Source organism: Chryseobacterium phocaeense (assembly GCF_900169075.1).
Lineage (GTDB): Bacteria > Bacteroidota > Bacteroidia > Flavobacteriales > Weeksellaceae > Chryseobacterium > Chryseobacterium phocaeense.
This window is the reverse complement of sequence record NZ_LT827014.1, coordinates 232,669-247,648: the sequence shown is the minus strand read 5'-3', so window position 1 is coordinate 247,648 and position 14,980 is coordinate 232,669. Positions and strand designations below refer to the sequence as shown.

Sequence of the window (14,980 nt, the reverse complement as noted above, 5' to 3'; positions counted from 1 at the left end):
AAAGGAAATTAGGGTATATCAGTTTATCTCCAATTGATAGCCTTTGGTTTTTCCACGTGTTTTTCCAGGCTGAAAATAACGAAACAGATGATGAATCGCTATTTCAGTTCGGATATTATTAAGTCTTGCTAAACGAGGTATACCATTTTTTACTTCTTTAAATCTTTCAGTATTTCCTGCACAGCCCGCTCCAGTTGAGGATCATTATCCTGCTGGCGGTCTATAAAGGTGTTTTTAACGTAAATATCCGGCTTTACTCCTGTTTTTTCCAGATTCTGACCGTCAAGGGTATAGGTTCCCCAGGAAGGCAGTCTGTAGTAAGAACCGTCTACAAGGTTTTTTCCGGAGGTGAAAATAATCCATCGGTAGGTTTCCTGTCCAATAATTTTCCCCAGTTTCAGTGCTTTAAAGCCGGCAGCAGTCAACTCAGCGTCGCTTAATGAAGCTTCATTGATCAGCAGAACGATAGGTTTTCCGGCAGGAGCAAAATTAGGCTGGGTACTCATTTTTCCTTCACGGTATTTCCATTGCAGATAAGGCTTCTGGGTAAGGAAGTTCAGGACTTTATCATGGACATTTCCTCCGGTATTGTACCTGAGATCGAGGATAACGGCATCTTTTCTGTTTTCCTGTTCTACCATATCAAGCAGGAAACGGTCCAGCTCGTCAGTAGACATGTTTTTCATGTAGGAATAAGCAATACGGTTGTTGCTTAGCTTATCCACACGCTGATGGTTATTGAATATCCAGTTATCGTAAAGCAATACTTTTAAATCCATATTGGAAATAGGATGTACTTTCGTTGTTATGTTTTTACCGCCACGGTTAAAGGTAAGGATCAGTTCGTCCTGCTTTTTCGGACTCGTGAAATAGGATTCCCGGTTTTCATTGGGGTCAATATTTTTTCCGTTGACCGCAACCAGCAGGTCTCCGGGTTTAATATCCACGCCGGAGCGGAAAGCAGGAGATTTCCGGACAATGCATTCTGCCACATAAGGCTGATCTGCTTTATACAAAATTCCGGTTTCATTGGTAAAATAGTTCAGGTATCGGGTTTCTTCCTTCCCGGATGAAGAAAATCCGGTGTGCGAAGAATTTAGCTCACCCAAAAGATCATTTAGTAAAATCCGGAGGTCATTTCTGTTATTCACGTACGGCAGGTACTTTGCGTACTGTTCTTTTTTCGTTTTCCAGTTGATGCCGTGAAAGTTTTCATCGTAAAAATTTTCTTCAACACCCGTCCAGGTTTCGTCGTACATTTGGGTAAATTCAGAAGCCAGATCTTTGTCAAAAGTATACTGAATATTGATTTTTTCAGGTTTTAAAGCATCCAGGGTTATTTTATAAATATTACCTTCTACGATTGCGAAAAGGTTTTTATCAACTTTTGTAAGGTACTGAGCTGCCTTATCAAAAACTTTCTCCGATTTTGTCGGTTCGAAATCAGTAAAGACTTTTTTGAACAGCTGCCTTTTTCCATTATCCTGGTTGGAATTAAACAACAGGATCTCTTTTTTGTCATCAGCAAAAACTACAGGATCATCCTGGTATCCATACCTGTCCGTAACCAGCTCTATTCTTTCCAGGGTGTTTTCCGGGTTCACTTTCAGTTCCTTAATAACAGGCTCTTTCGGTTTTTCTTCTTTTTTGTCTTTTTTCTTTTTGCTGTCCTTTGTAGTTTCAGCGGATTTTTTTTCCTCCACAAAAAGCTTGTCGAATTTCTCAGATTTGTAAGGTTCATCAAACCAGTCCAGGGCCATTCTGTAAATATTTGATTTTTGCATTCCTAAAGGATAAGACGGGTTGGTTCTGTCGCTGGCGAAATAAATGTATTTACCGTTGGGAGACCAGAAAGGATCTTCCTCCGAAACTCCTGTATTGGTAAGGTTGATGGTTTCATTCTTTTTGATGTGATGAATGAAAATATCCAGCTCGAAATTCCTTTTGGCAGAGAATAGAATATATTCGTTATTGGGTGAGAAGGAAGGTCTTGAATTCTGGAACGCCCAGATTTCATCTTTTACAATCGTGGAAGAGCTGAAGTTTTTCAGATCCATGATCCTTACCTCGTCGCGGCCGCTTAAATACACCGCTTTTGAAAAATCGCTGTTAAGCGTGATGTTGCGGTTGTTCCGTAAATCGTTCGTTAGTTGCTTTGCTTTGCTTTGCCTTTTCCGTCTGCTGCAATACTAAACCAGTTCTGGTAGCCTTTATCCGTCTGGCTGAACAGCAATGTGCGGTTGTCCTTCAGCCATTTTACTTCCATGACGCGCTCTTTGCCGTCGGAAATCTGCTGGGTGAACTTTCCTTCAATATCCGAAACGAAGAGGACGCCACGGCTTACAAAGGCCATTTTTTTCCCATCCGGAGAAACATCATAATAAGAAATATTATTTTCTACACTGAAATTTTGCTCTTTTTCCAGGGTTTTATTCGTATTCAGGCTGATGTCCAGAAGTTTTGTGTTTTTTGAAGCTACGTCGTAAATATAAAGCTGATAGTCTTTTTCAAATATCACTTTTGATCCGTTAGCAGAGACAAAAGGCTTTTTAATAGAAGTTTCAAATTGAGTCAGGAAAACCTTCTCCCTATTTTCAATTTTATAAAGGTTGTATTCGTTATTTTTCTCATCGGATATAAAATAAATAATGCCGTTTTTATCTACGCTTGGGTTGAAATCTTTTCCTTCATAATTGGTGTACTGTCTGAAAGAATTGCTCTTTGGGTTGTAGCCCAGGATATCTGGATTATTTTCTCCTTTGTAGCGCTTACGGTGCGTCTGATGGGCGGCTTCCGAAGAATTGGTAAAGAGGTATTCTCCTCCTGGCGTTTCTGCGATCCCGCTGGTGTTATTGAAATAATTATTAAAAAGCTTTTGCGGAGTTTTTCCTTCAATGGTTATTTTAAAACTGCCGAAATTATTGCTTCGGCTGGAGGTAAAATAAATGGTTTTGCTGTCCCAGCCCCAGTTTTCTATTTCGTCTTTTCCGGTGTGGAAGGTAAGTTGTTTTATCGTTCCGCCTTCTGCAGGCATCACATAAACATCGTAATTACCATATTGATTGGAGCTGAATGCCAGCCATTTTCCGTCTGGAGAAATACGCGGATTGATTTCTTCTCCTTCTAAAGCTGTAATTCTGGAGGCGTTTCCACCATCAGCATCAACTTTCCAGAGGTCTCCGCCATAAGAAAAGTAAGCCGTTTTCCCATCAGGGCTCAGGGATGGAGTAGATAAAAAATAAGACTTTTCTTGTGCTGAAACCTGCATAATGGAAAAGGCGGTTAATAACGAAATAAAGATTCTTTTCATGAGATAGGCTGATGTTTATACCCTGCGGTAAGGCTGATTTCATATTTTTTGCTAATATATAATAGATTTATCAGGCCTGAAAAGTTTAACGCAAAAAAAAACACCTACAAATGAATGTAAGTGTTTAATCCTTATTGGCTCCTCCTGCTGGGCTCGAACCAGCGACCCTCTGATTAACAGTCAGATGCTCTAACCAACTGAGCTAAGGAGGAATGTCCTTTGTTTTAAGTGGTGCAAATATAGGACGAATATTTATACCCTACAAATATTTTTTAGAAAAAATTTCAAAAAAATTATAAACTGCCTGTAAGTGCTTTAAAGATATCACTTCCGAAGATCAGTAACATCAATCCTAACAGGAAGATAACCCCGATCATCTGGGCATTTTCCAATACTTTCTGAGGAACCGGTTTTCCTGTAATCACCTCCCATAAAGTAAATAATACGTGGCCACCGTCAAGTCCCGGAATAGGAATAAGGTTCAGGAATGCCAACCACACGGAAAACATTGCCGTAAAGCTCCAGAACATACTCCAGTTTACCGATACAGCGCCGTCTTTTGATTTTTCTACCGGCATATTCTTGATAATAGCGAGCGGTCCGCCCACCTTCTTATATCCCTGAACTTTCTTGTTGAATACCAGTTTAAACTGCTTCACCTGATACGTTAAGCTTTCAATACTTCTGGTAAATCCTCTTCCGATGGACTGAACAAAAGTGAAATCCTGAGTCTTGGCATACTTTTGAAGTTGTTTGTAAGACGCAATTCCTAAGGTTCCTTCCTTAGAAACCTCAAGGCTTAAGGGTTGTACCACACCGCCTCTTAACACCTCTGTATTGATCGTTTTACCTGCATTTTTTACCACTAGGCCCTGAAGCTCATCATAATAATTGATTTTCTGTCCGTTTACCGAAACAACCTGATCACCAATTTTCAAACCTGCCGCAGCGGTTTTAGCATTAACGATAGTATCAATTACGGGTGCATATCTTGGCGTAAGAAATGCTCTTGGATTTTCATCCTTGAAAGCCAATGCCTTTCCGTCATCATTGGTATTAAAAGTAACCTCTTTCCCTTTTCTTAAAACCGTTACCTGGTCACTTAATAAAATATCAAGAGACAGTTTATCCAGGTTATTTTGTACTTTTCCGTCTACTTTTAAGATTTTATCCCCATCCTCAAAGCCCATCGCTTTTGCAATACCGGTATAATGCATCGGAGTGTCCACTTTGGTTGTGTCAAAAGAACTTTCTCCATTAAAGTAAGACAGGCATCCGAAGATGATCCACGCCAGGAAAAAGTTTACAGTTACCCCTCCAAGCATAATGATCAGCCTCTGCCATGCCGGTTTTGATCTGAATTCCCATGGTTCTGCAGGTTTTTTCATCTGCTCGGTATCCATGCTTTCATCAATCATCCCTGCAATTTTCACATAACCCCCGAAAGGAAGCCATCCGATTCCGTATTTGGTCTGCTCCGGATGCTTTCTCCAGTCACTGTCAGGAAGCTGCGATATGTCGATAGGAACTTCTTTCTCTTTTCCGTCTACTACAACAGTTTTTGTATCTGGAAGGTTTTTGGAAAGAAACTTATACTGCCATTTTCCGTTGATTTTCTTCATAGAAAAGATAGAAAACCATGGATCGAAAAACAGGAAGAATTTCTCAGCTCTGGTCTTAAACCATTTTGCCGGTAAAAAATGTCCAAGCTCATGAAGAACCACTAAAATAGATATACTTAGTATGAACTGGAAAATCTTGATTGCTAATTCCATTAATAAATTTTAGATTTTAATTTGCAAAGGTAACAATTATCAAAACTATGCCAAATAAAAAAGCCCCCCGAAACGAGAAGCTTTGTCATATATTTGAAGGATTTTACAGATTGAAAGAAACCCCTATGCTGCCGTTGTTGCCTACTTCTGCAAAAACACCCACTTTCTCCGTGAAAAAGTAGCGCGCTCCGATATGCGCCCCGATTCCAAAATCTCTGCCTAAAACCCCAACATCCACGCCAGGATAGATATCCCATTTGGCAGGCAGTTGAAGGGCTTCCTGAAGATGGAAATTCACTCTCCCGAACACAAAAACACGGTTATCTTTATCATGATCTTTGTAGTTGCCAAAATAACCATTGATACCTGCACCAACTGATACGAGATTATTCAAGCCATAATCATAAGTTCCGGTAATCCCTGTTCCATAACCCCAGGCACTGAGTCCCAGCTGGATCTTATGGTCTCCTTTCCCTGTATACGCCTGCGCGTTAGCTGCTGTCCCGAAAAAAGCGATCATCAACACCAAAAACAATTTCTTCATAAATTTTTCTTTTAAATGATAGTACTAAAAAATATCCCCATCAAAAATAGAACCGAAATCAATGGAAAATTGTATTTTTATTGAAGTTTTTTAACAGAGTTTATGAGAATTGCAGGACTTAATTTTGATATTGTCTGGAAAGATAAAGAAAAGAATTTTCGGTTGATTGAAGACCAGTTGAAGGAAGTGGAAGCGGATCTATTCCTGCTTCCGGAAATGTTTTCAACAGGCTTCTGTATGGATGCTTCCGAAGTTTCCGACAGGAATGAGGAATCTCTTGAATTTCTGAAGAAAATTTCAAAAGAAAAAAATGCCGCCATTTGTGGAAGTGCACCCGTTGAGGAGCAAGGAAAGTTTTATAACAGGATGTATTTTGTACAGCCTGACGCAGAAACCGTATTTTATGATAAAAGACATTTGTTTTCTTTTTCAGGGGAAGATAAAGTGTATACCCCCGGGAATAAAAGAACTATTGTGAATTATAAAGGATTCAGAATTCTGCTGCAGGTATGCTATGATCTTAGGTTTCCGGTATTTGCAAGGAATAATGATGATTACGATGCGGCTTTGTATGTAGCCAACTGGCCTGAAAAAAGGGTAGGTGCCTGGGAACTTCTGTTAAAAGCCAGAGCGATTGAAAACCTGTCTTTTGTGTTTGGGTTAAACAGAATCGGGACGGATGGGAATGGCCTTTTTTACCAGGAAAGCTCGCACTGTTTTTTTGCGGACGGAACAGAAATTTCCCAAAAGAACGGAAATATGGTTTCTGCAGAATGGAATAAGCAAGAATTGAATGACTTCAGAAAACACTTCCAGTTTTTGAACGACAGGGATTCGTTTTCTATTGAATTATAGACCGAGGTTGAGGCTAAGGTTAAGATCGAAGTCTAAGCCTTAGCCTCAATCTTAGCCTAAGCATACTGTTTCAGCAACTCTGTAAGCGTATTCACATCATGTACACCACTTTCCTTCCATAAAAGTTCGCCGTTTTTGAAGACAGCCAGTGTAGGAACGCCTCGTACTCCATACTGGGCAGCCAGAGCCGGGTATTGATCTACATCTACCTTGATGATTCTTGCGCCTTCGCCTACATTTTCCTTTACCGTATTCAAAACGGACGACTGTACTTTGCATGGCTGACACCACGTAGCAAAAAAATCAATTAGAACGGGTCTTTCGGAATTGATGATATCCTGGAATTTTTGTGACATAGTTTTGGGTTAATTTGTTGCTGTTTAAATGTTTACAGGTATTTATTTTGGTTGTACCATTCGCCTGGTGTCTTACAACGTTTTAGACTGGCATACAAAATCTGTCGTAGGGAATTTTTCTGTTTTCTTGATCCCGTTGAAGCCTCCTTCTATTTCAGTAAAGTTTCTGATTCCGTGAGCGTTAAGAACACTTGCTGCAATCATGCTTCTGTATCCTCCGGCACAGTGAAGGAAGAAATGTTCAGAGTCATCAATGGTATTTACCCAGTCGCTGATGGTATCCAGCGGTTTGTTGTAGGCATTGTCTATATGCTCGGCGGAATATTCGCTAAGCTTTCTCACATCAATGACGGTGGCGTTTTCTGTAAACTGTTCAGCAAACTCAGCCGGAGATATTCTTTTGATCTCATCCGTTTCTTTTCCTGCACTTTTCCATGCGTTGAAACTGCCGTCCAAATATCCTAAAACATTATCGAAGCCTACTCTGCTCAGTCTCGTGATCACCTCTTCTTCGGTTCCTTCATCGGTAACAAGTAAAAGCGGATGTTTTACATCTACAATCATATTCCCCACCCACGGCGCAAAATCTCCTTTTAAGCCGATGTTTACGGAATTAGGAATAAATCCTTTATGGAATTCTGCTGCACTTCTGGTATCTAAGATTAAAGCGCCCGTTTCTTCAGCAAAATTTTCGAAATCCTCCGCAGAAACAGGATTCAGTCCTTTGGTCATCACCACGTCAAGACTTTCGTAGCCGCCTTTGTTCATGGCTACATTCATTCCGAAATATTTCGGCGGAGCGGTAAGCCCGTCCAGAACCTCTCTGATGAATGATTCCTTATCCGGCTGGTTAAGGGCGTAATTGGTTCTTTTCTGATTTCCCAGAATATCTACCGTTTCTTTCTGCATATTCTTTCCACATGCAGATCCGGCTCCATGGGCTGGATAAACCGTAATGCTGTCGTCCAGTGGGATAATCTTATTATGAAGGCTGTCATACAGAATTCCTGCAAGATCTTCCTGGGTAAGGTTAGTCGCTTTCTGGGCAAGATCCGGTCTTCCCACATCACCTAAAAACAGGGTATCTCCTGTAAATATAGCCGTTTCGGTTCCGTGTTCATCAATAAGAAGATAAGTGGTGCTCTCCATGGTATGTCCGGGAGTGTGCAGAGCTTTTATTTTTACTTTTCCGATCTCAAAGATCTGGTTGTCTTCAGCTATAATTGCTTCAAATGCGGGTAAGGCAGTAGGACCGTACACAATAGGAGCCCCTGTTTTTTTACTGAGATCCAAATGCCCCGAAACAAAATCGGCGTGGAAGTGAGTCTCAAAAATATATTTTAAGGTAACGTTGTCTTTTTCCAGACGATCCAGATAGGGTTTTACTTCTCTAAGCGGATCAATAATGGCAGCTTCATTTTCTGATACAATATAATATGCTCCCTGAGCAAGGCATCCTGTATATATTTGTTCAACTTTCATCTTATTTATAAACAATTTTATTGTGCTATTAATCTACAAAAATCGGGTTTTATTTTTAAAACATGCCACAATACAAAAACTATAATGATAGAATAAATCTATATAGTCTTTATTTATTCTAATTTATAAAATATTTTGTACAAAATCTGGTTAGTGTCTTCCGAAATATTCTTATCTATTTTAAACTGGATATAATCATCTCTTTTATCGGCACCCTGCTCATAATTGATCAGTCTGTTGTATTTATCATAAATATGATCTTTGATTCTTCCATTATCGGCAATTCTTATCATTTCATCAAAATATTTTTTGGTATCCTGGTCCATTGGCCAGTCTTTTTCATGAGCCTTATAAAATTCTATCATTTTTTCAATAGCAAATACTTCAGATCCGATATTCATATCATTGAAACCTGTCAGCATTTCTTTCTTTTCCGCATGAGTACCCAGCCATTCAATCTTTGCCTGGGCTGCCGTGATCGTGGAGTTGATCATCATGGAATCTCTTTTCACAACAGGAGATAAGATAATATCCGGAGCTTTGTCTATTGGAAGATGTTTTTTGGATGCAATAGTCAGTATTCCAAAATAATTTTCAGTTTTATTTTTAAGTTCCTCCAGCTGTTCATACGTCATGTCATCACTGGATACCCTGATCTTGAAATCCCAGCCTCCACATTCATAAATGGCAAGAAGAGATTTCTTTGCGGTATATTTTACTCCTTTAAAAAAATCCGGCTGTCCCATGGAGTGGTCAAAAATTGAATATATATAATTGACTTTTACCAGATCGTTGGAAGCACTGCCAAACAAAGGCTTAAGATCGGTCCCTTTATTGGAATTTTGGTTAAGCGCATACTCATAAGACGAAAATTCATCTCTGAGCAGCTGGTTGTCTGTGTATTTTTTAGGGTAAATATAAAGCGTGAGGGTTGTTTTGCTTTTTTTCGTTATTTGCTGCACGTAGCCTATCGCCAAATGATTGTTTTTAAGATCATACGTGTAAATTTCCTCACGCTGGAATCCTGACCATAAAGCAGGAAATATAACAGAAGTAGCTTGATGGGTGAAATCTCCCTTCACAGGAAGGGGTACAGGTTTTACTCTTTTCTGGGAAGAGAGAGTGGTGAATAAAAGAGATAAAATAATAAGTAGGTTTTTCTTTATCATCATGTGATTATGCTAGTAAAAAGGTTATCATTGCTTAGACGAAAGTAAGTATTATTTTACAGAAGCTATAACTAAATTTAATCCTGAAATATTACTTTAATCCCTGAATATTTTACAAAAACTTTTATATTTATAAGTTAAAAAAGATCAAATGGCAGATAAAACAAAATTTATTGAAGAACTGAATACAAGATATACCCCAAAAGGAGAACATATTATACTCGGAAAAGGAATGCTGGGAGGAGAAGTGGTTCCGGAAGTCAATGTAACGATTCCATTGAAAACCATCAACCGCCATGGGCTTATTGCAGGGGCAACAGGTACCGGTAAAACCAAGACGCTCCAGGTTTTTGCAGAACAGCTTTCCCATGCCGGAATTCCTTCTCTTGTATTGGATATTAAAGGAGACTTTTCCGGAATTGCTGAAGCAGGGCAAATGAACCCTATCATAGAGGAAAGATATGCTAAAACACAGCTTCCGTATAATCCACAGGCATTTCCTGTAGAGCTGATGAGCATCTCCGGCGGAAAAGGCGTGAAGCTGAGAGCTACCGTTACAGAATTCGGGCCGGTTTTGTTAAGTAAAATTTTAGAGCTTAATGATACCCAGCAGAGCATTATGTCTATTGTTTTCAAATATTGTGATGATAAAGGTCTTCCGTTAATTGATCTTAACGATTTAAAGAAAGTACTGCAGTATGTTACCGATAATGCACAGGGAAAAGCTGAATTGGCTGCCAACTACGGATCTATAGCTTCTTCTTCTTTAGGCGCTATCCTGAGATCTATTGTTGCACTGGAGCAGCAGGGAGCATCCGATTTCTTCGGCGAACTAAGCTTTGATGTTCATGATCTTCTTGAAACCAGAGACGGAAAAGGTGTTGTGAATATCCTGAGAGTGGCGGAAATACAGAATAAGCCGCAGCTGTTCTCTACATTTATGCTTTCCCTTTTTGCAGAAATCTATATGACTTTCCCTGAAGAAGGGGACAGCGGAAAGCCAAAACTGGTGCTGTTTATTGACGAAGCCCACCTGATCTTTGACGAATCTTCAAAAGCACTGCTTTCACAGATCGAAACCATGGTAAAACTGATCCGTTCCAAAGGCGTTGGGATTTATTTTATCACTCAGATTCCTGGTGATGTTCCGGAAAATGTACTGTCGCAGCTTGGTCTGAAGATCCAGCATGCGTTAAGGGGCTTTACGGCAAAAGATAAAAAAGAGATCTCTAAAGCGGTTGAAAATTATCCGACAACTGAATTTTACGATGCATCCAGCCTGATCCAGAACCTGGGAATCGGGGAAGCATTTGTAACAGCTCTGGATGAAAAAGGAATCCCTACACCGTTGGTTCATACCTACCTGATCTCCCCGGAGTCCAGAATGGATGTCCTGAACGATGCTGAAATTTCAGAACTCACCGGAAATTCTGCTTTGGTAGCGAAATATGAGCAGCCCGTTGATAAAGATTCAGCATATGAAATATTAACCAACAGAATGGAGCAGGCAGCTCAGAACCCTGCACCAACGCAGAAAACCAAGCCCGTGAAGGAAGAACCGGGAATGTTCGAGCAGGTCCTTCAAAGTAAGGCGGGAAGGACGTTTACCAGTACACTGATGCGTGAAGGAGCAAAAGCCATCCTTGGGATGTTTGGTTTGGGCGGAAGAAGGAGATAATATTTAAATTTATTTGGTAAAGAATAAACTGTTATCAAAAGAGTATCAGCTTTTTATTGTATCAGTCTGGAAGTTTGAATCTGATCAGGAACAGTAACAATGCCTGTTTTACTTTTTTTTGACATATTTTTTGTTATTTTAGCGGGATTGCCTTTAGGGCTTGATAATATATGGCTGTACCGCTTTATTGGGCAGGATGCCGTATATTTTAAGCTGTTTTTCTTTTTAATGCTAAAGATATACAGCAGAACTGTGGCAGTTAAAACCAATGGCATGGGTTATGTATTAGGTCTTCATATTCAGGATCTCTATGGCAGAACCGTTAACAATAAACTTAAAAAAATAGCAGTATAACTACAATTCAATGTATTCGATTATAGATATAGAAAGTAATGGTGCAGGTTATAGAAATGAATGCATTATAGATATAGCCATCTACAGGTATGATGGCCAGAAAATTACTGACCAGTTTATATCTCTCGTCAATCCCGAAAGTGATATTACCCCTTTTGTGCAAAAACTCACCAGTATTACGCCCAAAATGGTAAAAACCGCCCCGAAATTTCACGAAATAGCAAAAAGGGTTATTGAAATTACCGAGAATACCACGCTTGTAGGACATAATATTGATTTTGATTACAGAATGCTCCGCCAGTCTTTCAAGAGGCTTGGGTATGAATTTCAGATCAATACGTTAGATACGATTCCCTTAGCCAAAAAAATGATCCCGGATGAGGTAAGCTATTCTTTGGGAAAACTGGTGAAATCCCTTGGAATTCCTTTGACAAATCACCACAGGGCGGAAGGCGATGCCCGGGCAACATTGGAACTGTTTAAACTTCTGATCTCAAAAGACACTGAAAATGAGATCATCCAGAAGCAGCATGACGAAACCAATGCCAAAACCTACATCAACAAGATCAAAGTTCTCACCCAGGATCTTCCCAATGAAAAAGGGTTTGTCTATTTTCAGAATGAAGCCGGAAAAATCATTTTGTCCGAATATGTTCAGGATATCAACAAATTTTCAAAGAAAGTATTCAATTCCAAATCTAAAAAATGGGAACTGCTTCAGAAAGAGGTTGAGCAGATCAATTATGAACTTACAGGAACAGATATTATCGCAAAACTGATCCTGAATTCTAAGAATATCAAAAAAAGAGAAGTTTTCCCGTTCGGGCTTTACTTCAGGAATAGTAAATATATTGTTGAGAAGAACAAACTCAACAAAACGGACAAACCGATTCTAAAATTCCGGTCATTTACACAGGGCACCAAAGCAGTGCAGTTTATCAGCCTTCAGGAAGAGTATAATGATGTTGATGCCTTCGTGAAAAAGATTGATTTCCGGAAAAGAAATGAACTCTGGCTGGGACAGGGACGTAAACTGGGCGAAAAACTGTTCCTGATCATTGAAAACGGCAAAATAACTGCTTATGGTTTCTATGACCTGTTTACGCAGATTCAGACCATGAGCAGGCTCGCCAAACTGAAAATAGATCTTCCTCTGTCTTCCACAGACCTGCATAATGATTTACAGCTTGCGCTCTTACGGGGTGATTTCGAAACACTGCCATTACCGAAATAAAAATTCATGATCACATACGCCTTGATTTTTGTTATCTTCGGATTGATCTTTAGATATTAAAAAAACAAGAATATGATCAGCAAAAAATTATTTGCAACGGTTCTGCTGAGCCTCGTTATAAGCTTTTCATCCAAAGCACAGAAAACTTCACTAAAGACAACGGATGTTAATCTGTCTCAGGTGACAGTGAAAGAAGAGAAGTATAAGAATAAAAATGCAATGGTTTTGGAAATTCAGGGTGAAGTCACCAATGAAAAAACATTGGCAGTTCTGAAAAATATAGATTTTCATAACGGAACAATTGAAGCAACTGTTTCCGGACAAACCAGTTCTACCGCCAGCGAAACGGCCCGTGGATTCGTAGGAATTGCTTTCCGGGTTGCTGAAGATATTTCAAAAATGGAAGTGTTTTACCTGCGCCCTACCAACGGCCGGGCCAATGACCAGGTACGCAGGAATCATTCTACCCAGTATATTTCATGGCCGGGATATCCGTGGGAAAAACTAAGAAAGGAAACCCCGGAAAAGTACGAGTCTTATGCCGATCTGGTGCCTGGTGAATGGACCAAAGTGAAAATAGAGGTTAAGAATGAAACAGCTAAGCTTTATATCAACGGAGCCTCGCAGCCGACCCTTATCGTCAACGATTTAAAACAGGGCGGAAACCAGCGGGGGAGCATAGGATTGTGGATCGGACCGGGCACATTGGGCCATTTTACAGACCTTAAAATAACAAAGCTGGATTAAAAGTACTTAACGAATTCACATACAAATAAAAAATAAATAGTATTTTTGCAAAAAATAAAAAGAAGCAATGCAAAATTTTAAACAAATAAAAACTGGAAAAAAGGGAGCTGTAAAGTTCTCTAAGGTTTGGAATATTTAAAAAAGTTGTCTTGCATAAAATAATCACTGTGGCAGGCTCTTTTTTTAAGAATCTGCCATTTTTTATGTTAAAATGAAATTATGAATCCAAAAGAATTATTAAAGATTGCCAGCGAATTTGGCACACCGGTGTATGTTTACGATGCAGAATCTATTAAAACTCAATACGAGAAACTTACATCCTCTTTTTTAAAACACACTAAGTTCTTCTATGCCGCCAAGGCATTAACCAATATCAACATTTTGAAGTATGTCAAGAACCTCGGTGCATCTTTGGACTGTGTTTCAATAAACGAAGTAAAACTTGGGCTCAAAGCAGGGTTTCCTAAAGAAAAAATCCTTTTCACGCCCAACTGTGTAGACCTTGCAGAAATTGAAGAAGCTATGCAACTGGGTGTACACATCAATATCGACAATATCTCTATTCTGGAGCAGTTCGGAAATAAATTCGGGAATACCTATCCTATCCTGGTAAGAATCAATCCGCATATTTTTGCCGGGGGAAATTACAAAATTTCAACGGGACATATCGACAGCAAGTTCGGTATTTCCATCCACCAGGTCCGTCATATTGAAAGGGTGATGAAAAGCACCAACCTTAATGTGGAGGGACTTCATATGCACACAGGAAGTGAAATTAAAGATCCGGACGTTTTCCTGCAGGCATTGGATATTATGCTCGAACTTTCAGAGCATTTCCCTAATCTGAAGTATCTGGATATGGGAAGCGGATTCAAAATCCCTTATCAGGACAGTGAAGAAGAAACGGATGTGAAAACTTTAGGTAAAAAAGTAGAGAAAGTCCTGTCGGAATTCTCAAAATCTACAGGTAGAAAATTCGAGCTATGGTTTGAACCGGGAAAATTCCTGGTCGGAAAAAGCGGTTATCTTTTAGTAAAAGCTAACGTGATCAAGCAGACGACAGCTACCGTTTTTGTAGGTGTAAATTCAGGATTCAACCACCTGATCCGTCCGATGTTCTATGACTCTTACCACCTGATTGAAAACCTGTCTAATCCGAAAGGTGCAGAAAGAATCTATACCGTCGTCGGAAATATCTGCGAAACAGACACCTTCGCATGGGACAGAAAGCTGAATGAAGTACGGGAAGGGGATATTCTGGCTTTCCATAATGCCGGAGCTTATGGTTTTGAAATGAGTTCAAACTTTAATTCAAGATTGAAGCCTGCTGAAGTCTTGTTCCTGGACGGAAAAGCCCATCTGATCCGTAAAAGGGACGAATTTGAAGACCTGCTGAGAAATCAGATAGAAGTAATATAAATCAAATATAAATTAACAACAACTCCGCAGATTACTGTGGAGTTTTTTATTTGAAAA

Annotated in this window: 10 protein-coding genes, 1 tRNA gene and 1 pseudogene; 5 read left to right on the top strand and 7 right to left on the bottom strand. The window is 39.6% G+C overall.

Annotated features, from left to right (window positions below):
• Window positions 1-149 precede the first annotated feature (149 nt).
• From B7E04_RS02580 to B7E04_RS02565, 4 genes and pseudogenes are all read right to left on the bottom strand, one after another.
• A pseudogene (locus tag B7E04_RS02580) lies at window positions 150-3,310 on the bottom strand (S41 family peptidase).
• A 135-nt stretch (window positions 3,311-3,445) separates the two neighbouring features.
• A tRNA-Asn gene (locus B7E04_RS02575) sits at window positions 3,446-3,522 on the bottom strand.
• A gap of 81 nt (window positions 3,523-3,603) precedes the next feature.
• Window positions 3,604-5,085, bottom strand: a complete 1,482-nt coding sequence (gene rseP, locus B7E04_RS02570; RefSeq protein ID WP_080777244.1) for an RIP metalloprotease RseP — start codon at window positions 5,083-5,085, stop codon at window positions 3,604-3,606.
• A 103-nt stretch (window positions 5,086-5,188) separates the two neighbouring features.
• On the bottom strand, window positions 5,189-5,629 hold the full coding sequence (locus tag B7E04_RS02565; protein ID WP_080777243.1) for a DUF6646 family protein: 441 nt from the start codon (window positions 5,627-5,629) through the stop codon (window positions 5,189-5,191).
• A gap of 102 nt (window positions 5,630-5,731) precedes the next feature.
• Here B7E04_RS02565 and B7E04_RS02560 point away from each other — a divergent pair, with 102 nt between their 5' ends.
• Complete coding sequence (locus B7E04_RS02560) at window positions 5,732-6,484, top strand: nitrilase-related carbon-nitrogen hydrolase (RefSeq protein ID WP_080777242.1); 753 nt, start codon at window positions 5,732-5,734, stop codon at window positions 6,482-6,484.
• 56 nt (window positions 6,485-6,540) lie between these two features.
• Here B7E04_RS02560 and B7E04_RS02555 read toward each other — a convergent pair whose 3' ends face one another.
• From B7E04_RS02555 to B7E04_RS02545, 3 genes are all read right to left on the bottom strand, one after another.
• Window positions 6,541-6,840 carry a thioredoxin family protein gene (locus B7E04_RS02555; protein WP_062651981.1) on the bottom strand — a complete coding sequence of 100 codons (300 nt, stop codon included), beginning with the start codon at window positions 6,838-6,840 and terminating at the stop codon, window positions 6,541-6,543.
• Between the two features lie 72 nt (window positions 6,841-6,912).
• Entirely contained in the window at window positions 6,913-8,322 is a 1,410-nt protein-coding gene (locus tag B7E04_RS02550; protein WP_080777241.1) for an MBL fold metallo-hydrolase, read from the bottom strand.
• Between the two features lie 113 nt (window positions 8,323-8,435).
• Window positions 8,436-9,494, bottom strand: a complete 1,059-nt coding sequence (locus tag B7E04_RS02545) for a hypothetical protein (protein ID WP_139785316.1) — start codon at window positions 9,492-9,494, stop codon at window positions 8,436-8,438.
• Window positions 9,495-9,642: 148 nt separating this feature from the next.
• Between B7E04_RS02545 and B7E04_RS02540 the strand changes: the two genes are divergently transcribed.
• The 4 genes from B7E04_RS02540 to lysA all read left to right on the top strand — a co-directional run bounded on the left by B7E04_RS02540 (window position 9,643) and on the right by lysA (window position 14,923).
• Entirely contained in the window at window positions 9,643-11,169 is a 1,527-nt protein-coding gene (locus B7E04_RS02540; protein WP_080777239.1) for a helicase HerA-like domain-containing protein, read from the top strand.
• Window positions 11,170-11,533: 364 nt separating this feature from the next.
• Window positions 11,534-12,757, top strand: a complete 1,224-nt coding sequence (locus B7E04_RS02530) for a 3'-5' exonuclease (protein WP_080777237.1) — start codon at window positions 11,534-11,536, stop codon at window positions 12,755-12,757.
• 72 nt (window positions 12,758-12,829) lie between these two features.
• A complete protein-coding gene (locus B7E04_RS02525) occupies window positions 12,830-13,504 on the top strand; it encodes a 3-keto-alpha-glucoside-1,2-lyase-like domain-containing protein (RefSeq protein ID WP_080777236.1) in 675 nt (224 codons plus the stop codon).
• Between the two features lie 219 nt (window positions 13,505-13,723).
• Window positions 13,724-14,923, top strand: coding sequence for a diaminopimelate decarboxylase (lysA, locus tag B7E04_RS02520; RefSeq protein ID WP_185117061.1), 1,200 nt, complete (start codon window positions 13,724-13,726; stop codon window positions 14,921-14,923).
• Window positions 14,924-14,980 lie beyond the last annotated feature (57 nt).